Source organism: Rhodococcus sp. no. 34, from assembly GCF_054589475.1.
Genome location: NZ_BAAILK010000041.1, coordinates 131,854 through 151,378, shown reverse-complemented (window position 1 = coordinate 151,378; position 19,525 = coordinate 131,854). Strand labels below are relative to the sequence as shown.

The window sequence follows — 19,525 nt, the reverse complement described above, 5'->3', positions numbered from 1 at the left end:
GGGGGGGGGGGGGGGGGGGGGGACGGCTCGACTGCCTTGTACCTACACCGGTAGGCACGTCTAAAGCGTGACACTTCTGTACGTCGAGCACATACGCTGAAATACCCGGATAGGTACCTACTTTTCCTTCACGTCCGGCACGTCGCTCGCTCGGTTGCGCCCAATTGCACTGCGCTCCCGATACTTGTCGAGGATTGGGTATCCGGATCCGAGACTTTCACCTCGTCCGAGATCGACGAACGCGGTGCGACATTTACTTGTGTAGCCACGAAGGATCAACTCAGCCGTACCCGCATGCGCGTTGCGTGCGATTCAATACCAACTAGGTGTGGGCAACTGCCCTGTTGATTGCACTCTGCGCACCTGTCGCCGTTGCGATCGTCGGCAGCATGACTTTCGACAAAAGTCATTGGGGCTGACCTGCGGGCTCACGGCACCTGAACGTGGGGCGGGCGGGGCTCGAACCCGCGACCAATGGATTATGAGTCCACGGCTCTAACCGACTGAGCTACCGCCCCATCCGGATGCGATGCATCGCGGCGAATCCGAATGTTACCGGCACATCCGACGCGGATCACAATCGGGCAGGCGGTGACGCGTTGCACTCTTTCGAGTCGAGTCTTCCAAGGTTGGTCGGCACAGGCGCGATGAGCCGATACCGTGGGAGTGCACACCCCACGGAACAGGATCACCACATGAAGCTTGCACTGACCGAATTCAAGAACTCGAAGGCCACGATCCGGATCATCATGTCCGACGGCGCGAAACTGAACGGCACCGTCACCGATTTCACCGAAGACACTCTCGTTCTCAATTCTCCGAATGGTGTCTACTACATCAACCCCAGCCACATCGTCCGACTGTTCGAGCCTTCGGATCGCGCAGCGAAGTAAGCGCACCGGCCGAACAGTTCGACGGTTCCACCGAAAGCCCGACGCAGAGTATTGCGTCGGGCTTTTCGCATCTCCGCCGCCATCATCTTCGCTTCGCGTTCACTGATGCTGATGCCGCCTATCCTCTGCGACATGGCGAACGACAGCGGACCACCTGAACTCGTGTTGTTCGACTTGGGTGGCGTGCTGTGTCGATTCGAGCCTGACCGTCGCGCCGCAGAACTGGCTGCGGCCATCGGCGTCACGGAAGACGAGATTCATGCCCTCGTGTTCGCGTCCGGGTTCGACCAGGAATGCGATCTCGGCATTCACTCCGAAACCGCGATCCTGGAACGCTTTCGACGGCTCGGGTTTCCTGGTGACCGCGACGAGCTACGCCGAGCCTGGGCCAAGGCCTTCATCCCGGACCGCGCGGTCATCGATCTCGCAATCGCGCTTCGAAGCGAGGGGGTCGTGGTCGCCACACTCTCCGACAACGGACCTGTTCTCTTGGCCGCCATCGAGAGTGTCGTAACTCCATCGGCAATCGACGAGCATGTTTTCTCCTGCATGCTCGGAGCTACCAAACCCGAACCTGCGGCCTTCCTGGCTGCGCTGGAGTTGCTCGATGCGCGTCCACAGCAGACCTTCTTCGTCGACGACAACCCGGTGAACGTCCTCAGCGCTCGACGGCTGGGAATTCGCGGCGAACAAGCAAACAAGGCGGCAGACGTCGAATCGGCACTTCGATCGGTGGGTCTGCTGCGAGCGCACTCGGTCAGACAAAAACAAGGTCTGACCAAAACGCGGTCAGACCGAAACAAGAAAGCCCCCCACCCGATTTCTCAGGTGAGGGGCTTCGCTGCTCCCCCGGCTGGACTCGAACCAGCAACCGTCCGATTAACAGTCGGAAGCTCTGCCAATTGAGCTACAGGGGATTGTCTTGCTCGCTTCGCCCGTTCCGGCGTTGCCTGAGAAACTGTAGCGAATCCTTCACCGAAGTACCAAATCGCCTGCCCAGCGAGTCATCAGGCAGGATGGAGTCAGGACGATCGGTGCTGGAGGGAAGCAGGAATGATGCGTTTGTTGATCGGTGTTGCAGCTGGGTACGTCCTGGGAACCAAAGCGGGCCGCGCACGATACGAGCAGATCAGCCGGGCCGCGAAGGCGGTGGCCACCAGTCCGGCCACCAAGAAGGTGTTGGACGCGTCACGGCAGAAGCTGGCCGACTCACTGAGTACTCAGCCCAAGCTCGAGCCGATGAAGCCGATCAACGAGGAGACTACGATTCTGGTCCCCCACGACCAGTTGAAGAAAAACCGTTAGGTCAGACGCTTTGGTCGCCGACAGCCTGCTCACGCAGCTGTCGGCGATACTGCTCCAGCGCCACGAGGTCGCCGAACAGTGAGTTGTACTCCTCGGGGGCTGCAGCAGGTGAAACGCGCTGAAGCTTGGATTTGAGGTCGGCAACCTGCTCGCCCACCCACGCTTCCTGCAGTCGTGCGAGCACTCCGTTGATGTAGCGCGGAACCGTGTCTTCGTCACACGGCATCGGTTCGACGGCCAGCTCAGATACAACCGAGGCCACCGTCATGTCTTCGACGCCCTTGGTGACGACTTCGATCCACTCGGCGCCGCCGAGTCCCTTGCTCGTTCCACCGGCGTCAGCCATTGCCTGTCTGATGACAACGTAGGCGGGGTGGGTGAACGTCTCGGGCGGCAACGAGTCGAAGACACTGCCGGCGATGCCAGGGTGCTGCAATGCGGCCTTGAGGACAGCTCGCTGCGTCGAGAGCGCGGGATCGTTGGGCCGGGGCCTGGAGATTCCGATCGGCAGCGCAAGCGCATCGGCAGCAGGTTGGTCGACAACCTGACGACGCTTGGGCGCCGGTGACGATCCACGCGTCGACGCCCGTTTGCGAGCTTCGTCACGCACGCGTCGTCGAACCGACGGAAGATCGTCCCAACCGACCCATCCGCACAACAGATTCGCGTAGCTGTCGCGCAGAGTTGATTCCTTGATCTGCGCAACGACGGGCACGGTACGACGCAGTGCCTCGACACGACCTTCAGCGGTCTCCAGATCGTGTTCGGTGAGGATGGACTTCACCACGAACTCGAACATCGGAGTGCGCCGTGCCACGAGGTCGCGAACGGCGGCGTCACCAGACTTCAGACGCAGATCGCACGGGTCCATTCCGTCGGGCGCGACGGCGACGAACGTCTGCCCGGCCATCTTCTGATCACCCTCGAACGCCTTCATCGCAGCGGCCTGCCCCGCGGCATCACCGTCGAAGGTGTAGATGATCTCACCGCGAAAGTAGCTGTCGTCCATCAGGAGTCGGCGGAGCATCGCAAGGTGCTCCTCACCGAAGGCGGTCCCGCACGAAGCGACGGCGGTCTTGACGCCGGCCAAATGCATCGCCATGACGTCGGTGTAACCCTCGACGACTACCGCCTGGTGCCCCTTGGCGATGTCGCGCTTGGCGAGGTCCAAGCCGAACAAGACCTGAGACTTCTTGTAGAGAATCGTTTCCGGCGTGTTGACGTACTTACCCGGCATGGTGTCGTCGTCGAAGAGCTTGCGGGCACCGAAGCCGATGACGTCACCGGCGACGCTGCGGATCGGCCACAGAAGTCGGCGATGGAACCGGTCGATCGGACCTCGCCGGCCTTCTTTGGACAGCCCGGCTGCTTCTAGTTCTTTGAACTCGAAACCTTTGGACATCAAGTGTTTCGTGAGAGTGTCCCAACCTTCTGGCGCGTATCCACACCCGAACTGCAGGGCCGCTGCACCGTCGAAGTTTCTCTCGGTGAGGTAGTCGCGAGCCGCCTGGGCATCGGGTTCGCGCAGACGAGCGGCGTAGAACTCCTGAGCCGCCGCGTTTGCTGCGATCAAGCGTGCACGGGTGCCGCGATCGCGCTGAACGGACGGTCCGCCGCCCTCATACGAAATCGTGTAGCTGAGTCGATCCGCCAACTGCTCGACGGCCTCGACGAAGCTGATGTGATCCATCTTCTGCAGGAACGAGTACACGTCACCACCCTCACCGCAGCCGAAGCAGTGGTAGAGGCCGTGGTTGGGTCGCACGTGGAACGACGGCGACTTCTCGTCGTGAAAGGGACACAGACCTTTGATCGAATCGCCACCGGCACGCTTGAGTGAAACGTATTCACCGACGATGTCCTCGATGCGAGTGCGTTCGCGAATGGCCGCGATGTCTCTGTCAGAAATTCGGCCCGCCACGTACATCAGTCTAGGCGGTCCCCCGGCACCTCCTGACAACGATATGTTGATGGCCGACTCTGCACCGCAGCGATGGGACCGACGATGACTGAAAACGCCTCGAGCTCGCACGAAGGGCGATCAGGAACCCGATTCGGCGTGTACGAGTTGCGTAGCCTCCTCGGCCGAGGCGGAATGGGTGAAGTGTACGAGGCGTACGACACCTCGAAGGATCGCCTGGTCGCTCTCAAGTTGCTCCATCGAGAGCTTGCGGCCGATCCGTCATTCCAAGCTCGTTTCCGCCGAGAATCTCGCGCCACCGCCGCCCTGAACGAACCGCACGTGATCCCGGTGCACGACTGGGGCGAGATCGACGGAGTCCTCTTCATCGACATGCGTTTGGTCGAAGGCCACACATTGCGAGCCGAGTTGACCGAATTCGGCCGACTCACGCCTGTACGAGCCGTCGACATCGTCTCGCAAATCGCGTCGGCGTTGGACGCCGCCCATGCCCGCGGGCTCATCCATCGTGACGTCAAACCAGACAACATCATTCTCACGAACAACGGCTTCGCCTACCTCGTCGACTTCGGAATCGCATACTCACAGACGGACACGAAGATCACCACCGAGGGAAGCGCAGTCGGTTCATATGCATACATGGCGCCGGAGCGGTTCGGAATCGAAACGCCGACGGCCGCAGCGGATGTCTATTCCCTGGCTTGTGTCCTCTACCAATCACTCACCGGAACAACACCTTTCAACACCACAAGCATCGAGCATCTGGTCAATTCGCACCTGAACGCTCCGCCGCCACGCCCCACACTGGCGGTTCCGTCGCTCCCGCAAGGCCTTGACGCCATCGTGGCTCGCGGCATGGCAAAGGATCCCGCACACCGCTATTCGACTACGGGAGCGCTCGCACTCCAAGCGCGGCAGGCCCTCTCGACGACCCACACCCCCGGTGCCGCCGGCGGATTGCAACCCACGATCGTCGGGCAGCCCACCTACACCACGGCGAATCCCGCTCACGGGAACTACACGCACATCGTGACAAAGACCAAGCGAAACCGAGCACCGATCGCGATCGGTGCGGCTGGAATTGCACTCGTTCTGGCCGCAGGAGGCACGGCGGCCTGGGTGACGCTGGGGAATTCGGGCCCCGAATCACCAACCGCTGTAGCAGCTTCCACCGCCACGTCGGCACCGGCACCCATTCAGGATCCAGTCAGAACGCCGAAGCTCGAGCCGCTACCCACCGCCGGACTGCAGGCGACCACGACCACCCGGGCGTCGAACCCGTCCGCGAGAAATGGCGACCTCGGGGTGAGCAAGCCGATCACCGTCCCCTCATGCAAAGGAACCGGAATCGTGGTGTTGGCCAATGCCACCGATCCGGCAACGTACGCCAGCGAGATTCAGAACTACCTCGACGCGTTCCCCGGCTCGAAATACCTACGCACAGACCAGTCCTGCCCGTCACTGCGTCAAGTCTCCGATTCGGGGACGGCGATCTACACGGTGTATCGCGAATCCGGGAACACCGAGTCGAAGATCTGCAAGGACGTTCGCGCAGCAGGTGGCGACGCTTACGGCAAGTGGCTCGATACCACTACCGACCCGTCGACGCGGATGACTTGCTGAGGGCGTAAGTGGCTCAGCCCCAGCTGGCCTGCGCGCCCAGGCTCGCTTTGTCCACCCGTTCGAGCCGACTCTCCGTGTACGACGCGATCTGATCCACCACTACCCGGACCCGAGCACCGTCGTCCGCGGCGCGTTCCCACGCGGGCAGCAGGATCGGATCGAGCCCGGCCGGCGCAGTTGCCAGCAGCCATTCCGCGACGCGATGAACACGATCACGCTGCCGATCCTGACGCGCTTTGTGTCCGGCGTCGGACATCACGTAGTACAGCGCCACGGTCTTGAGCAATGCCACCTCGGATGCGACGGCCTCGGGTATGTCGAGGTCGGCTTGATAGCGCGAGAGGGGTCGGTCACCGTGTGTCAGCCGGGTGCTGGCGATCGCCGCGGTGGCGAAGCGTCCCACCAATTCACTCGTCAGATTCTTCAATGCGACGGAACTCCCGAGCGTTCCGTCGAAACTTCCGACCCCGCGTACGACGGGGAGTTCGGACAGCCGTTGGGCGGCTTCGATCAGATCGTCGACTACCAATCCGCGAAACTCGGAGGCCCCGAGTTCTGCCAGTGCGCGCTGCTCGGACGGATCGGCAAGCGAGCGAAGGTCGATGCGGCCTGCGATCACCCCGTCCTCCACGTCGTGCACGGAATAGGCGATGTCGTCGGCCCAGTCCATGACCTGAGCTTCCAGGCATTGCCGTCGCTCGGGCGCTCCCTCGCGAACCCAGGCGAGCACCTCTGCGTCGTCGTCGTATGCCCCGAACTTCGCGCCGGGCTCAGGGCGTGTCCAGGGATACTTGATGGCTGCGTCGAGTGACGCCCTGGTGAGATTGAGGCCTGCGCTCAGACCGTCGGGGCGCAGGATCTTGGGTTCGAGGCTGGTCAAGATCCGCAGATTCTGCGCATTGCCCTCGAAACCTCCGCAGTCCTTGGCGACTTCGTCGAGGGCCTTCTCGCCGTTGTGACCGTACGGTGGGTGCCCGATGTCGTGCGCGAGACCGGCGAGGTCCACCAGGTCCGGATCGCAACCGAGTCCGTCGGCAATCCCTCGCCCGATCTGTGCGACCTCCATCGAGTGCGTCAACCGCGTGCGAGGTGTGTCACCGTCGCGCGGGCCGACAACCTGGGTCTTGTCGGCCAAGCGCCGCAAAGCCGCGGAGTGTTGGACACGCGCCCGATCTCGCGAGAAGTCCGAACGATGCTGCGCCGCTGCGATCTGCGAACCCGGCAACCCCGCTCGCTTCGGCGCCTCGACGACACGACGTTCGAGGTCGTGTTCGGAGTAGGTGCCGCCTCCGTAGGTGGTGTGAGCTGTCATGGTCTCTATTGCCCTGCCGTGTAGGGGAAGTCTGCCGAGAAGTGCGTGAGCTGATACCAGAGCAGCGCGCCGGTTTCGCGAGCGATTCCGTGCAACTGGGATTCGCGGGTGAAGACAGCCGGGCCCTGACGAGTAGGTGCGGTCCACGCCTGGAGTCCTGTGTCGCGGGCCATCGTCCGCGTTCGCAAGGAGTGCCACGGGTCACTGACCAGGACAGCGGAATTGATTCCCTGCGAGGACATCTCGGCACTGACTGCGTCGATGCTGAGCAGTGTGTCCGAACCGGTCTCCACCGCGGTGATCGCACTCGAAGGAATTCCGCGATCGGTCAGATACATCTTTCCCGACGCCGCTTCGGTGTACTCGTCGCCTTCTTGTTTACCGCCGACAGTGATGATCTGCGGAGCCACTCCGCGCTTGTACAGCTTGTACGCCTGCTCGAGTCGGGCCTCGAAGACGGACGACGGAGTGCCGGAATACTGAGCCGCGCCCAGAACGACTATCGCGTCGGCCGGCCGCGTGTCGTCGATGCGCGCCACCTGCCACACCCGGAACGCAGTACCCCCGACCAGAACCACGGCCATCAACACCGCACCGGCGATCAGACGGCGCGTCCAGCGAGCCAATCCTGCCCCGAAGCCGCCCGCCCGCGAGGGTGATGGGTCGTGGGGGCGGTTACCGAAAGCAGGTTTCACTCCCGCAATTCTGCCAGTTCGCAGCGATCACCTCCGATGCCGACGCGCCACAACGGATAGATTTGCGTCATGGCCCTCGCACCACACTTCGCGCAGTTGTCCTCGGTAGAGCAGAGTCGGACAACCACCCGACCCGTTCGGCGTCGGGGAAGCGCCGCCGCCGTCGCTGCGATTTTCGCTTTGCTAACGCTCGTCTTCAGTCCTGCGCTCGCCTCGGCGGACGCCCCGATGGTGTTGCCGAATCACATCACCGACACCTCCGGGGTCCTCGATTCCGGGCAACGCAGCGACATACAAGCCGCGATCGATCAACTCGGCGAGGACCACCAGATCGATCTGTGGGTCGCGTTCGTCCCCGATTTCAACAACCTGGGTGGCCAGGCGTGGGCACAGCAGACAGCCACGAAGTCGACGCTGAGCACGAAGTCCGTCCTGCTTGCAGTTGCCACGGCAGAGCGTGCTTACTACCTCGACGTCCCGGCCGAGCTGCGCAACATCACGGATTCCGACATCGAATCGATCAATACCGACGCGGTGGAACCGGCTCTCGCCGAGGACGATTGGACCGGCGCGGCAATTGCCGCAGCCGGCGCACTCGGCGACGCGAACAACACGAGCGGCGGAATGGGTGTCGGAACACTCCTCATCGCGGGCGGCGCTGTGGTGGTCGGAACGGGCGGTGTGGTCCTGTACTCACGCAAGCGCAAGAACGACAAGAACAAGGCAAGCGTCGAAGCCGCGAAGAACATCTCCCCCGACGACATCGCCAGCCTCAGCGCACTCCCGCTGCCAACGCTCGACGAACGCGCGAAGGAGATCCTCGTCGAGACGGACAACGCGATCGCCGGCAGCCAGGAGGAGCTCGATCTGGCCCGCAGCGAGTTCGGAGATTCCGCCGTCGCACCCTTCTCGGCAGCATTCGACAAGGCCAAGGCCACCCTCGCCGAAGCCTTCGCGATCAGGCAGCGACTCGACGACGCCATCCCGGAAACTCCCGATCAACGCCGACAGATGCTGATCGACATCATTTCCTCGTGCGGTCGAGCCGACCAAGAACTCGAAGCTCGCGTCGAGGAGTTCGACGGGCTTCGCGACCTTCTCATCAACGCCCCCGCACGTCTCGATGCGTTGACGCAGAGTGTTGTTTCTCTCAGCGTGCGCTTGCCCGAATCCGAGGCGATTCTGACCAAATTGAAGGATCAGTTCCCCGCGCCGACGCTGGCATCTGTCGTGAACAACGTCACGATGGCGAGTGAGCGCCTGACGCTCGCCGAGAAGTCGATCGAGGAAGGCCGCGATGCCACCGCGCTGCCGGCCGGTAAGCAAGGCGCTGCCGTCACTGCGATTCGCACGGCCGAAGCCGCCCTCGATCAGGCACGCAAGCTACTCGACGGCGTCGATCACGCCGCCGACGACATCCGAAACGCCATCGCGACACTTCCGTCCGCGATGGACGACGTCCAGCAGGGCATCACCGCTGCGGACGCTTACCTGGCGCAAGGCGGGCAGAAGTTGGCGGACGCGAAGGCCGCAGCCCAGGCAGCGTTGGCGAATGCTCAGACGTCGAAGGACAGCGATCCGCTGACAGCCTTCAACCAGATCGTCGCAGCCGACGCCCAACTCGACGCGCTTCTTGCCGACGCTCAGGAGCAGAAGCAGCAGCTCGAACGTGCACAGCAGCGCCTCGCCCAGGACATTCTGGCCGCACAGGCTCAGGTGACCGCTGCAGGCGACTTCCTCGGAACCAGGCGCGGCGCGATCGGGGCGGAGGCGCGCACTCGCTACGCCGAGGCTCAGCGGCACCTGCAGGCGGCCCAGCAATTGCAGGCCTCGGATCCGTCGAAGGCACTGCAACACGCCCAGGCCGCGACCACCTTGGCGACGCACTCACTTCGCGCCGCGCAGAACGACGTCAACACCTGGGAAGCAAACCAACGACCCCGCGGTGGCGGCGGCGATGCGACGGGAGCGATCCTCGGCGGCATCCTGATCAACAGCATTCTGCGAGGTGGCGGAGGGCCCCGCTCGTACGGCGGACCGAGCAGCAGCGGACGCTCCGGTCGCGGTGGCGGCGGCGGTGGTTTCGGCGGCGGGGGCGGCGGCCGAACCAGTCGAGGCGGCGGCGGCCGGTTCTGACGGATCCCGTCGAGGTAGTAAAATCCCTACTTTGTTCACGACCGCACTCGTCGTACGCTTCATCCGGCAAGTCGGGATCACAGATCATACGAAGGTGTTATGGAAAGCGTCGCCCCGCAGATAACCGTCGTTGTACCTACATACAACGAGCGTGAGAACCTGCCAAAGCTCGTCGATCGCCTCGCCGCGTTGAAGATCCCGAACCTGCACGTCCTCGTGGTGGATGACAACTCCCCCGACGGAACGGGCGAGGTTGCGGACAAGTTGGGTATCGATGGTCCCATCCCGGTCGGAGTGCTTCACCGCACGGTCAAGGACGGTCTCGGCCGTGCTTACGTCGCGGGCATGAGCCGGGCTCTGGCGGAGAACGCAGACATCGTCATTCAGATGGACGCTGATCTCTCGCACCCGTCCGAAGCGATCCCCGCCATGATCGAGATCCTCACCACTACCGATGCGGCAGTCGTTCTCGGCTCCCGCTATGTCGAAGGCGGCGCAGTCGCCGGCGACTGGCCGTGGCACCGCAAGGCCTTGTCCGCCTGGGCAAACTTTTATGTCAACGCCATTCTCCGACTGCACGTCAAGGATGCGACCGCCGGCTTCAAGGCTTGGCATGCAAAGACCTTGCGCGACATCGACGTCGAATCGGTGCAGAGCAACGGCTACGCGTTCCAGGTCGAGATGAACTACCGAGTTGTTCAGCGCGGCATGAAGATCGCCGAAACGCCCATCCGCTTCGAGGAGCGCACCGAAGGCGTCTCCAAGATGAGTCTCTCGGTTCAGTTGGAGTCTGCTCTGGTGCCGTGGAAGCTCAAGTTCGGCAAGAAGTCCCTGTGACCTCGGCGGCCGATCGAAAGTAGTCGGCCGTCTGCGTGTCCGACGGGTAGAACGATTCGATCGCAATCTCTGCGAGCGTGACGTCGCGCGGCGTACCGAACACTGTGGTGGTGCTGAACATCGCCAGTTCGGTATCGCCGACGCGTACACGCAACGGAACCAGCAGGGAATTCGCGCGGTCGTCGTGCCAGTCTCCGCCGCTGGGATAGGCGCGCAGCTCGTCGAGCAACGACGACAGCTGCGCATCCGCACTGACCTCCACTTCCCGAGCCAGCCTTGTGAGCAGGTGGGCCCGCCACTGCGCGAGGTTCACGATCCGCGGCGCCATGCCCTCGGGATGCAAGCTCAGACGCAATACGTTCACCGGTGGTTCCAGGAGGAAATCAGCGGCGCCCGCGGTCAAAATTCCCACGGCCTGGTTCCCGGCGACCATCTCCCACTGCTGATCGACCACCACGGCCGGATACGGGTCATGCGCGTCGATGATGCGATCGATGGCCTCACTGACCGCTGACATCGGCGCTTCTGCCAACGACTTCTGCGAGTACTCCGGCGCGTGGCCACTTGCCAGCAGAAGCGTGTTCTGTTGTCGTAGAGGAACATCCAGACATTCGGACAGGTGAAGAATCATGTCCCGGCTTGGCTTGGAGCGGCCGGTTTCGATGAAGCTCAGATGCCTGGTCGACACTCCTGCCGCGGCCGAGAGACCCAACTGAGTGAGCCTTCGCCGCTCCCGCCACCGCTTGAGTTCGGAGCCCACGTCCATCGTCTCGAAGGTCATTCTTTCAAGTTAGCGACCCGAGGTAGCCGAGGCCATGACCTCAGAGGTAATCGACCCGAAGCAGTTTCGGAGGAACAGTGGTCTCAGCCGGCGAGGCCGCCGGACATTCACCACCGGAAACTGATCAAGGGAGCGACCATGAGCGACTTCGACGCAATCGCCGACGCCTACATCGACATGTGGAACGAAACCGATACCACCGCCCGTAAAGCACGGGTCGAGCAATTGTTCGCACCCGGCGGTCGCTACACCGATCCGCTCGCGGACGTCACCGGACACGATCAGATCGACGCGATGATCAACGCTGTGCAGCAACAATTTCCGGGCATGCACTTCACCCTCGTCGGACCTGTGGACGCGCATCACCGACAGGCTCGATTCGGTTGGACTCTCGGCCCGTCGGGGGCCGAGTCACGGATCGACGGATTCGACGTACTCGAACGCGACGACGACGGCCGGGTGACGCTTGTCCTCGGGTTTCTCGACAAGGTGCCTTCGGCCTGAATCGGGACTACCACCGACAGCGTTCGTCACGAAGGCTGTCGGTGGTTCGTGGCATCATCGGTGCCGATGAACGCCGACGGATTTACCTGGTCCACACCGATTCCCGAGTCCGAGGGTGCTGAGTACGGCGCTCACACGTTGACCGTCAACGGCCTTGCCTCCGTCTATCGAACCGCCAAGACGACGCCGACCAAGCTCGGTCAGTTCGTCACACTGTGGCGCCGTTCCGAGGCCGGGCCCATCCGCCCATTCGACACCAGCGACCGCGTGATGCTGTTCGTGGTGAAGGTATACGACGAAGAGCATTCGGGGCACTTCGTCTTTCCCGTCGAAACCCTCGTCGAACACGACATCGTCTCGACGAACTTCTCCGGCGGTAAGCGCGCTGTCCGGGTCTATGCGCCCTGGGTTACGCCGACCAGCGCGCAAGCAGTCAGAACTCAGCGCTGGCAGATTCGGCATTTCGGCGAGTTCCCTGATGTACTCAGCTCGACTGTGTTCAGCTCAACTGCGTTCAGCTCAACTGATACGTCGCGATGATGACGCCTGTTGTCGTAGGGACGCTGTCGGTGAGGGTGAACTGAGCGAGCGCAGCTCCGTCGGGGAACAATCTGCGCCCGGTTCCGAGAACCAGCGGATGTATCAGCAGAGTGTAGGCGTCGACGAGACGCCGTTCGGCCAAGGACGTGATCAAGTCGCCACTGCCCAGAATCACCAGATCCGGGCCCTCACTTTCCTTGAGCGTGGCGACCGCGTCGGCGGCATCACCTTTCAACAAGGTCGAGTTCTTCCACGGCAGCGGTTCACCCAAAGTCCTTGACGCTACGTATTTCTGCGTGTTGTCGAGCACCTCGGTAAACGGATTGTCGGTCTGAAACGGCCAGTACGAGGCGAAGTTTTCATAGGTTCTGCGTCCGAACAGCAACTCCGATTTCTTCGCCATCCCCTCCCCCATCTTCTGCGCCATGACGGAATCGTTGAAGGGTGCTGCCCACCCACCGTGCTCGAATCCGCCACGACGGTCCTCGTCCGGCCCACCAGGTGCCTGCATGACACCGTCGAGAGTCACGCTGTTGGTCACGCTGAGTTTTCTCATAACTTCGATCCTGCGCCTGAAGGACCATCGGGGAAAGAGAAAACGGGCGGTCCTTCTCGATTGAGAAGGACCGCCCGTCAGCTTAGAACGAGAATCAGGAGCCGATCAGCCGTGCGGCCAGGTAGCTTTCCACCTGATCGAGGGCGACGCGTTCCTGCGCCATGGAGTCACGCTCACGCACCGTCACAGCCTGGTCTTCGAGAGTGTCGAAGTCGACCGTGATGCAGAACGGTGTGCCGATCTCGTCCTGGCGACGGTAACGACGACCGATGGCGCCGGCGTCGTCGAACTCGACGTTCCAATTCTGACGCAGCTGCGCTGCAAGATCTTTGGCCTTCGGCGTCAGGTCCGCGTTACGCGAGAGCGGCAGAACGGCAGCCTTGACGGGAGCGAGTCGACGATCCAGGCGGAGCACTGTGCGCTTGTCGACGCCGCCCTTGGAGTTGGGCGCCTCGTCCTCGGTGTAGGCGTCGACCAGGAAGGCCATCAGCGAACGCGTGAGACCGGCCGCCGGCTCGATGACGTACGGCGTGTACCGCTCGCCCGTCGTCTGGTCGTAGTAGTTCAGCTCGGTGCCCGAGTGCTTGGAGTGCGTCGAGAGATCGAAGTCGGTACGGTTCGCGATACCTTCGAGCTCGCCCCATTCGCTGCCCTGGAAGTGGAAGCGGTACTCGATGTCGGTCGTGCCCTTCGAGTAGTGCGAAAGCTTTTCCGGCGCATGCTCGTACAGACGCAGGTTGTCCTTGTTGATACCGAGGCCGGTGTACCAGTCAAGGCGGTAGTCGATCCAGTACTGATGCCACTGCTCGTCCTCGCCCGGCTTGACGAAGAATTCCATCTCCATCTGCTCGAACTCGCGGGTGCGGAAGATGAAGTTGCCCGGGGTGATCTCGTTACGGAAGCTCTTGCCGATCTGACCGATGCCGAACGGCGGCTTCTTACGCGAGGTGGTCAGCACGTTGGCGAAGTTCACGAAGATGCCCTGTGCGGTCTCGGGGCGCAGGTAGTGCATGCCCTCTTCGCTCTCGACGGGGCCGAGGTACGTCTTGAGCATCATGTTGAAGTCGCGCGGCTCGGTCCACTGGCCGACGGTGCCGCAATCGGGGCAACCGATGACATCCATCGAGACGTCGTCCGGGTTGTCGAGCTTCTTCTTCTCCGCGTACGCCTCCTGCAGGTGATCCTGACGGTGACGCTTGTGACAGTTGAGGCACTCGACGAGCGGATCGTTGAAGACACCGACGTGACCGGACGCGACCCACACCTCGCGGGGCAGAATCACCGACGAGTCGAGGCCGACAACGTCCTCGCGGCTGGTGACCATGTTGCGCCACCACTGGCGCTTGATGTTCTCCTTGAGCTCGACACCCAATGGGCCGTAGTCCCATGCGGACTTGGTACCGCCGTAGATCTCACCGCACGGGTAGACCAGGCCTCGCCGCTTGGCGAGATTGACAACGGCTTCGATCTTGGACTTGGGTGCCACTCGATTGCTCTCCATCTGGGTAATAGATGCATGATTTTCGTGCGCTTTTCGCACCATCAGCCTATCTGGCGGCTGCCACGCACTTCCGTCCAAGGTTGACATGCATACTTGTGCATATCAAAATGAAAGTGATTTGCAATAATGTGGTGAGATGGCTATGCCCGGACATCATGATCTACCCCTCGAAGGAGCCTCGCTGTGAGCATTGCGGATACCGGCGATCTCCACAAAAGCCATGATCATTCCGACCTCGGACACACGCACGACCCGTTCGAAGCCGCACCGCCCGCGCCCGTGCCGCCCAAGGAAACCCTGGCGGCAGCCGGCGAAATTCTGCGGGCGCTCGCTGCACCCGTTCGGATCGCGATCGTGCTTCAGTTGCACGAGTCGGAGCGTTGCGTTCACGAACTCGTCGGAGCTCTCGGTGTCACTCAGCCACTCATCAGCCAGCATCTGCGCGTACTCAAAGCAGCGGGCGTCGTCCGCGGCGAGCGCAACGGACGAGAAGTTCTCTATCGACTCGTCGACGATCACCTTGCACACATCGTCGTCGACGCTGTCGCCCACGCCGAAGAAGGATGAGATTCCACCGCATGAACACCCCGGGCAGTACGACCTCGAAACGTGGACCGGCCACAGTCGGCGTTCGTTCCACGAAACAGCGCAGCGCCATCTCCGCCCTGCTCGACGACATCGACGAATTCAAGTCGGCACAGGAATTGCACGACGAACTGCGCAAGCGAGGTGAAGGCATCGGCCTGACCACCGTCTACCGCACGCTGCAGGCACTCTCCGACGCCGGAACCATCGACGTCCTACGCACCGACACAGGTGAGTCCGTCTACCGACGCTGCTCCTCCGGGCACCACCATCACCTGGTGTGCCGCAACTGCGGATTCACCGTCGAGGTCGAGGGCCCGACGGTCGAGCAGTGGTCACAGACCATCGCCGAGGACAACGGTTTCACCGAAGTGAGTCACACCGTCGAGATCTTCGGCACCTGCCGCGACTGCGCCGCCGCCTGAGAGCGTCAGGGAATCAAACCCTGCCGGGCGGTATCGGCACCGGTGAGCGCCAGTAGCAACATCGTGGTCAGTGCCTCGTCGTCCAGTCCGGCGGCAGGGAACGTGTAACGCAGGATGACGTCCGCCAGACTGCCGTGGCCGAACACCGCGATGGAGCCGAATTGGATGGTGCGATTCCGCTCGGCCACCTTGCGATGCAGTGCCGCGCTCACCGGTCGGTCCCATGCGAGAACACACGTCATGGACAGCACGTCCAGACCCTCGGACAGATTCATCGCCTGGATGGAACACAGCGCGCCGGAGTACTGGAAACCCAGTGATCCGTCGGCAGCCACATCGACCGTCACGAAATGCGCCAGCGAGGCGGCCGCGCGTTCTTGTAGGCGGGCTGCTTCGTCGGTGGTGTCGGTCATGTTCTCCCCTGTCATTTGACGCCACCGAATCTACGGTCACGTGAGGCGTACTCGACGCAGGCGGCCCAAAGGTCGCGGCGGTCGAAATCGGGAAACAGCTTCTCCTGGTACACCATTTCGGCGTAGGCGGATTGCCAGATCAAGAAATTGGACGTCCGCTGTTCCCCCGACGGACGCAGGAAGAGATCGACGTCGGGCATGTCGGGTTCGTCGAGGTACTTGGCAACCGTCGCCTCGGTGATCTTGTCCGGATTGATCTCACCGGCCGCGACACGCTTCGCGATTTCCTTTACCGCATCGGCAATTTCGGCCCGGCCGCCGTAGTTCACACACATGGTCAAGTTCATGACGGTGTTGTTCTTGGTCAGTTCTTCGGCGATCTCGAGTTCCTTGATCACGCTGGCCCACAGGCGTGGCTTACGACCGGCCCAGCGAACACGCACACCCATTTCGTTCATCTCGTCGCGTCGACGGCGGATGACATCACGGTTGAAGCCCATCAGGAATCGAACCTCGTCGGGACTGCGCTTCCAGTTCTCGGTGGAGAAGGCGTAAGCGGAGAGCCACTCGACACCCATCTCGATGCACCCGCAGACGGTGTCCATCAGGACAGCTTCGCCGCGTTCGTGCCCGGCGGTTCGGGGCAGACCGCGCTCCTGCGCCCATCGTCCGTTGCCGTCCATCACCAAAGCGACGTGGCGCGGGATCAGTTCGGTCTGCAGGATCGGCGGGGTCGCCCCGGACGGATGTGGGTCCGGTGGTCGGATCACCCGGTCAGCAGCAGAATCAAGCGGAGTTCGCGGTTCGCGTCGTCGAATCACGTGTTCCATCCTGCCTCACGGGCAAGTCGACCTCGACGGCTGCATGCGGCCTCGAACGCTCGATCAGCGGCAACGTCCGCAATTGGCGCTCGAGATGCCACTGCAGGTGTGCCGCGACCAGTCCGCTGGCTTGCGTCCGCAGCGTCGCGGGCGCCGAATCGGTACCCTCCCACTCCCCTCGGAGCAGGGCTTCCATCAAGTCGAGCACTCCGGGCGACGGCGTCGCAGCACCCGCCGGGCGGCAATAGGTACACACGGCTCCGCCTGCGGCGACATGAAAGGCCCGGTGCGGTCCAGGAGCACTGCAGCGGGCGCACTCTTCGAGGGCAGGCGCCCAACCCGCATAGCCCATGGCTCTCAACAAGAACGCGTCGAGCACGAACTCGACCGGTCGTGCCTGCTCGGCGATCGCACGCAGTGCTCCCACCGTCAATCGCTGAAGCTGCGGGGCCGGCGCGCGTTCCTCGCCGGCCAACCGCTCGGCAGTTTCGAGTACGGCGCAGGCCGTGGTGTACCGGCTGTAGTCGTCGACGATGTCGGTGGCGAATGCGTCGACCGTCTGCACCTGAGTGATGATGTCGAGATTCTTGCCCGGAAGTAGTTGCACGTCGATGTGAGCAAACGGTTCGAGTCTGGCACCGAATTTGGAGTTGGTTCGGCGGACACCTTTGGCCACGGCACGTACCAACCCGAACTGACGGGTGAGCAACGTGACGATGTGGTCGGCTTCGCCCAGTTTGTGCAGGCGCAGCACCACCGCCGTGTCTCGATACAACCTCACTCGACCAGTGTCCCACGTTGTACCGACGACCGATCCCGATGCCGCGCCCGATGACAAGTCGGAAACACGGCAGGCCCGTCCGGATAGACTGGCGCGATGCCGAGCGACGCAATTGTGCAACCTGTCACTGCAGAGTTGACCGGTCGCGAAGCGCGGTGGGAGCGACACAACTCCGAGCGTCAGAAACGGATACTCACCTCGGCGGTCGAACTGATCGAAGAGCGTGCGGCAGGTGCCGAGGTGTCCGTCCAGCAGATCGCCGATCGTGCCGGCCTCGCCAAGTCGGTGGTGTACCGCCAATTCAGCGGCCGAGACGACCTCGATCGACGAGTGCGAGCGTTCGTGCTCGGCCAATTTGCGGCGGCCCTGGATGCTTCGATGAGCATTTCGGTAGGCACTCTCGACCAGATCCTGACCCGAACCATCAGCGCCGTCGCCGAGTGGATCACCGAGCATCCGCGGATTCACGAGTTCATGGGTACCGGCCCCACCGACTACGACGACGAGAGCATCGACGCGATCAGCAGTCTGAAGGCCACAATCGCCGACTCCGCCCGCACCACTATCACCGAAGTCGGTCGATCCGTGGGGATCGACTCCTCACCCTTCGATTCACTACCGTTCGCAGTGGTGACAATGGTCGAGGGCACGCTCACCCACTGGGTCCGAAGCACCGATCCGAAACCGAGCCGCGAAGAGATCGTCGCCGACCTCGCGAAATACACCTGGTACATGTTCGACGGCGTTGCCCGCTCGAGCGGACTACAGATCGATCCCCATGTCGAATTGTCCACGCTCATAGCCGAGCTGGTGTCCTCCGACGGAGGAACTTCGCGGCCGGACTAGATCCGGGTCTTGTCGGAACGCTTCGGCTCGCCGCGGTAGCGGGCGTAGTCGCCGTCGATGCGCAGCTTTCGCCACGCACGCTTCGACACCGGATTCATCAATCCGAGTTCGTCTGCCAGGGCTCGCATTTCGCCGAAGTAGTTACCCAGGATGCGGCGTGAATGCGGGCTCCCCCAGAAGGCGCTCTTCATCACCTCGTCCGGGATTCCGAATTCTTCGGCGAATTCCTTTGGCGGTGACATGATTTCACCCGCAAGCCAACGCATCGCGCCGGGGAAGGCGACCGATGTGATGGCTCGACTCGTACGACTGAGTCTGGGGACGTGATTGCGCAGGAACTCGTGAGCAAACGAGATGTGTCTCGCTTCTTCGGCGATGTGGATCTCCATGGTGCGGAGCATCGCCGGCGGCGTGTCCTTACCCTCACGGATGAGATCCTTCTGGAAGTGGTCGATCGGTTCTTCACCAGCCAGAATGCCGATGAAGAAGATGACCGGGAACTTTGCTCCCAGCACTCCGATGATCGGCGACAGTCGCCGGAACATCGGACGCATACCCGGCACGTCGATGTCCATGCGATTGACGAGTTCCTGGAACATCTGGATGTGATTGCACTCTTCGGTCATCTCGTGCAGGCAGTACCGGAACTCAGGCGACTGGTTGGGTAGCGCCATGATGTATTGCAGCATTCCCCGGATCAAGATGCTCTCGAAGGCCGAACCCACCTTGGTCACGTTCGCCTGACGCCACATTCCCATGGCGATTCGACGCTCCAACGACTGATCCTGGTACCACTGCGTCGCCCCGAGGGGGTCCGACACGGACGAGAGCACCCATCTCGGATCATGCGGATCGATCGCGAACTCTGGTGAATCCCAGTCGATGTCGAGATAGGGATCGAAACTGCGGGCAACTGAGCCCTCGGACAAAGTCTGCAGTACCTGGTGGTACGGCTTTTCCACTTCGATCGACGCTGACCGAGCCATCGGTGTCTCCTCACGGCCAGTCCGTCGATTGCAGTCGACGGACTTGAATGAGGTCAAACATAAT

At 62.4% G+C, this 19,525-nt stretch carries 20 protein-coding genes, 2 tRNA genes and 1 pseudogene; 11 read left to right on the top strand and 12 right to left on the bottom strand.

Translation table 11 applies throughout. From position 1 onward, the window contains the following. Nucleotides 1-444 precede the first annotated feature (444 nt). Nucleotides 445-518 (bottom strand) — tRNA-Ile (locus ACYP01_RS18175). 177 nt (nucleotides 519-695) lie between these two features. On the opposite strand from ACYP01_RS18175, the gene ACYP01_RS18170 reads away from it, so the two are divergent. Continuing rightward, nucleotides 696-893 carry a hypothetical protein gene (locus ACYP01_RS18170; protein ID WP_223304512.1) on the top strand — a complete coding sequence of 66 codons (198 nt, stop codon included), beginning with the start codon at nucleotides 696-698 and terminating at the stop codon, nucleotides 891-893. A gap of 105 nt (nucleotides 894-998) precedes the next feature. Further along, nucleotides 999-1,565: pseudogene (locus ACYP01_RS18165) on the top strand (HAD-IA family hydrolase); the annotation flags it as partial. Between the two features lie 172 nt (nucleotides 1,566-1,737). Here the strand turns inward: ACYP01_RS18165 and ACYP01_RS18160 are convergent. Beyond that, nucleotides 1,738-1,810 (bottom strand) — tRNA-Asn (locus tag ACYP01_RS18160). A gap of 136 nt (nucleotides 1,811-1,946) precedes the next feature. Here ACYP01_RS18160 and ACYP01_RS18155 point away from each other — a divergent pair. Further along, nucleotides 1,947-2,198, top strand: coding sequence for a hypothetical protein (locus ACYP01_RS18155; protein WP_003941570.1), 252 nt, complete (start codon nucleotides 1,947-1,949; stop codon nucleotides 2,196-2,198). Nucleotide 2,199: 1 nt separating this feature from the next. Here the strand turns inward: ACYP01_RS18155 and dnaG are convergent, their stop codons facing one another. Next, complete coding sequence (gene dnaG, locus ACYP01_RS18150; RefSeq protein ID WP_030536590.1) at nucleotides 2,200-4,119, bottom strand: DNA primase; 1,920 nt, start codon at nucleotides 4,117-4,119, stop codon at nucleotides 2,200-2,202. Between the two features lie 72 nt (nucleotides 4,120-4,191). On the opposite strand from dnaG, the gene ACYP01_RS18145 reads away from it, so the two are divergent. Then, nucleotides 4,192-5,742 carry a serine/threonine-protein kinase gene (locus ACYP01_RS18145; RefSeq protein WP_459681588.1) on the top strand — a complete coding sequence of 517 codons (1,551 nt, stop codon included), beginning with the start codon at nucleotides 4,192-4,194 and terminating at the stop codon, nucleotides 5,740-5,742. Nucleotides 5,743-5,755: 13 nt separating this feature from the next. On the opposite strand, the gene ACYP01_RS18140 is transcribed toward ACYP01_RS18145, so the two are convergent. Next, nucleotides 5,756-7,054: a deoxyguanosinetriphosphate triphosphohydrolase gene (locus ACYP01_RS18140; RefSeq protein ID WP_003941643.1), complete on the bottom strand. Its 1,299-nt coding sequence runs from the start codon at nucleotides 7,052-7,054 to the stop codon at nucleotides 5,756-5,758. 5 nt (nucleotides 7,055-7,059) lie between these two features. Beyond that, a complete protein-coding gene (locus ACYP01_RS18135; protein ID WP_007731109.1) occupies nucleotides 7,060-7,749 on the bottom strand; it encodes a YdcF family protein in 690 nt (229 codons plus the stop codon). 69 nt (nucleotides 7,750-7,818) lie between these two features. Here ACYP01_RS18135 and ACYP01_RS18130 point away from each other — a divergent pair, with 69 nt between their 5' ends. Together ACYP01_RS18130 and ACYP01_RS18125 are read left to right on the top strand one after the other, a co-directional pair. Beyond that, a complete protein-coding gene (locus ACYP01_RS18130; protein ID WP_459681585.1) occupies nucleotides 7,819-9,885 on the top strand; it encodes a TPM domain-containing protein in 2,067 nt (688 codons plus the stop codon). A 99-nt stretch (nucleotides 9,886-9,984) separates the two neighbouring features. Further along, nucleotides 9,985-10,722, top strand: a complete 738-nt coding sequence (locus tag ACYP01_RS18125; RefSeq protein WP_003944487.1) for a polyprenol monophosphomannose synthase — start codon at nucleotides 9,985-9,987, stop codon at nucleotides 10,720-10,722. On the opposite strand, the gene ACYP01_RS18120 is transcribed toward ACYP01_RS18125, so the two are convergent. Continuing rightward, entirely contained in the window at nucleotides 10,697-11,503 is an 807-nt protein-coding gene (locus ACYP01_RS18120; protein WP_054827649.1) for a helix-turn-helix domain-containing protein, read from the bottom strand. The genes ACYP01_RS18125 and ACYP01_RS18120 overlap by 26 nt on opposite strands. 138 nt (nucleotides 11,504-11,641) lie before the next feature. On the opposite strand from ACYP01_RS18120, the gene ACYP01_RS18115 reads away from it, so the two are divergent. Together ACYP01_RS18115 and ACYP01_RS18110 are read left to right on the top strand one after the other, a co-directional pair. Continuing rightward, nucleotides 11,642-12,007, top strand: a complete 366-nt coding sequence (locus tag ACYP01_RS18115) for a nuclear transport factor 2 family protein (protein WP_459681581.1) — start codon at nucleotides 11,642-11,644, stop codon at nucleotides 12,005-12,007. Between the two features lie 48 nt (nucleotides 12,008-12,055). Beyond that, nucleotides 12,056-12,547 (top strand): MepB family protein, encoded by a 492-nt coding sequence (locus ACYP01_RS18110; RefSeq protein ID WP_459681579.1) that lies wholly within the window; start codon nucleotides 12,056-12,058, stop codon nucleotides 12,545-12,547. Here ACYP01_RS18110 and ACYP01_RS18105 read toward each other — a convergent pair. Continuing rightward, nucleotides 12,522-13,103, bottom strand: a complete 582-nt coding sequence (locus tag ACYP01_RS18105; RefSeq protein ID WP_459681577.1) for a dihydrofolate reductase family protein — start codon at nucleotides 13,101-13,103, stop codon at nucleotides 12,522-12,524. The genes ACYP01_RS18110 and ACYP01_RS18105 overlap by 26 nt on opposite strands. A 94-nt stretch (nucleotides 13,104-13,197) precedes the next feature. Further along, nucleotides 13,198-14,589 carry a glycine--tRNA ligase gene (locus ACYP01_RS18100; protein ID WP_003944491.1) on the bottom strand — a complete coding sequence of 464 codons (1,392 nt, stop codon included), beginning with the start codon at nucleotides 14,587-14,589 and terminating at the stop codon, nucleotides 13,198-13,200. Between the two features lie 198 nt (nucleotides 14,590-14,787). Here ACYP01_RS18100 and ACYP01_RS18095 point away from each other — a divergent pair, with 198 nt between their 5' ends. Both ACYP01_RS18095 and ACYP01_RS18090 read left to right on the top strand, forming a co-directional pair. Then, nucleotides 14,788-15,171 (top strand): ArsR/SmtB family transcription factor, encoded by a 384-nt coding sequence (locus ACYP01_RS18095; RefSeq protein WP_003944457.1) that lies wholly within the window; start codon nucleotides 14,788-14,790, stop codon nucleotides 15,169-15,171. Between the two features lie 11 nt (nucleotides 15,172-15,182). Further along, complete coding sequence (locus tag ACYP01_RS18090) at nucleotides 15,183-15,614, top strand: Fur family transcriptional regulator (RefSeq protein WP_003944514.1); 432 nt, start codon at nucleotides 15,183-15,185, stop codon at nucleotides 15,612-15,614. Nucleotides 15,615-15,619: 5 nt separating this feature from the next. On the opposite strand, the gene ACYP01_RS18085 is transcribed toward ACYP01_RS18090, so the two are convergent. From ACYP01_RS18085 to recO, 3 genes are read right to left on the bottom strand one after another with little or no spacing between them, the layout of a single operon-like run. Beyond that, nucleotides 15,620-16,042, bottom strand: a complete 423-nt coding sequence (locus tag ACYP01_RS18085) for a YbjN domain-containing protein (RefSeq protein WP_019749000.1) — start codon at nucleotides 16,040-16,042, stop codon at nucleotides 15,620-15,622. Beyond that, a complete protein-coding gene (locus ACYP01_RS18080) occupies nucleotides 16,039-16,857 on the bottom strand; it encodes an isoprenyl transferase (RefSeq protein WP_003944543.1) in 819 nt (272 codons plus the stop codon). The genes ACYP01_RS18085 and ACYP01_RS18080 overlap by 4 nt, the downstream gene beginning before the upstream one ends. Continuing rightward, nucleotides 16,814-17,629 (bottom strand): DNA repair protein RecO, encoded by an 816-nt coding sequence (gene recO / locus ACYP01_RS18075; protein ID WP_459681573.1) that lies wholly within the window; start codon nucleotides 17,627-17,629, stop codon nucleotides 16,814-16,816. Before recO ends, ACYP01_RS18080 begins: the two co-directional genes overlap by 44 nt. 96 nt (nucleotides 17,630-17,725) lie before the next feature. Between recO and ACYP01_RS18070 the strand changes: the two genes are divergently transcribed. Further along, nucleotides 17,726-18,475, top strand: a complete 750-nt coding sequence (locus ACYP01_RS18070; RefSeq protein WP_003944575.1) for a TetR/AcrR family transcriptional regulator — start codon at nucleotides 17,726-17,728, stop codon at nucleotides 18,473-18,475. On the opposite strand, the gene ACYP01_RS18065 is transcribed toward ACYP01_RS18070, so the two are convergent. Beyond that, nucleotides 18,472-19,461, bottom strand: a complete 990-nt coding sequence (locus tag ACYP01_RS18065; RefSeq protein ID WP_003944493.1) for an AurF N-oxygenase family protein — start codon at nucleotides 19,459-19,461, stop codon at nucleotides 18,472-18,474. The genes ACYP01_RS18070 and ACYP01_RS18065 overlap by 4 nt on opposite strands. Between the last annotated feature and the right edge of the window lie 64 nt (nucleotides 19,462-19,525).

What these genes read in the sequence shown, in the direction of transcription:
- ACYP01_RS18115 (WP_459681581.1), top strand. Translation starts at nt 11,642, where the DNA reads ATGAGCGACTTCGACGCAATCGCCGACGCCTACATCGACATGTGGAAC.
- ACYP01_RS18080 (WP_003944543.1), bottom strand. Translation starts at nt 16,857, where the DNA reads ATGGAACACGTGATTCGACGACGCGAACCGCGAACTCCGCTTGATTCT.
- ACYP01_RS18125 (WP_003944487.1), top strand. Translation starts at nt 9,985, where the DNA reads ATGGAAAGCGTCGCCCCGCAGATAACCGTCGTTGTACCTACATACAAC.
- ACYP01_RS18070 (WP_003944575.1), top strand. Translation starts at nt 17,726, where the DNA reads ATGCCGAGCGACGCAATTGTGCAACCTGTCACTGCAGAGTTGACCGGT.
- ACYP01_RS18155 (WP_003941570.1), top strand. Translation starts at nt 1,947, where the DNA reads ATGATGCGTTTGTTGATCGGTGTTGCAGCTGGGTACGTCCTGGGAACC.
- ACYP01_RS18130 (WP_459681585.1), top strand. Translation starts at nt 7,819, where the DNA reads ATGGCCCTCGCACCACACTTCGCGCAGTTGTCCTCGGTAGAGCAGAGT.
- ACYP01_RS18170 (WP_223304512.1), top strand. Translation starts at nt 696, where the DNA reads ATGAAGCTTGCACTGACCGAATTCAAGAACTCGAAGGCCACGATCCGG.
- ACYP01_RS18085 (WP_019749000.1), bottom strand. Translation starts at nt 16,042, where the DNA reads ATGACAGGGGAGAACATGACCGACACCACCGACGAAGCAGCCCGCCTA.
- ACYP01_RS18145 (WP_459681588.1), top strand. Translation starts at nt 4,192, where the DNA reads ATGGGACCGACGATGACTGAAAACGCCTCGAGCTCGCACGAAGGGCGA.
- ACYP01_RS18120 (WP_054827649.1), bottom strand. Translation starts at nt 11,503, where the DNA reads ATGACCTTCGAGACGATGGACGTGGGCTCCGAACTCAAGCGGTGGCGG.
- ACYP01_RS18090 (WP_003944514.1), top strand. Translation starts at nt 15,183, where the DNA reads ATGAACACCCCGGGCAGTACGACCTCGAAACGTGGACCGGCCACAGTC.
- ACYP01_RS18140 (WP_003941643.1), bottom strand. Translation starts at nt 7,054, where the DNA reads ATGACAGCTCACACCACCTACGGAGGCGGCACCTACTCCGAACACGAC.
- ACYP01_RS18105 (WP_459681577.1), bottom strand. Translation starts at nt 13,103, where the DNA reads ATGAGAAAACTCAGCGTGACCAACAGCGTGACTCTCGACGGTGTCATG.
- ACYP01_RS18065 (WP_003944493.1), bottom strand. Translation starts at nt 19,461, where the DNA reads ATGGCTCGGTCAGCGTCGATCGAAGTGGAAAAGCCGTACCACCAGGTA.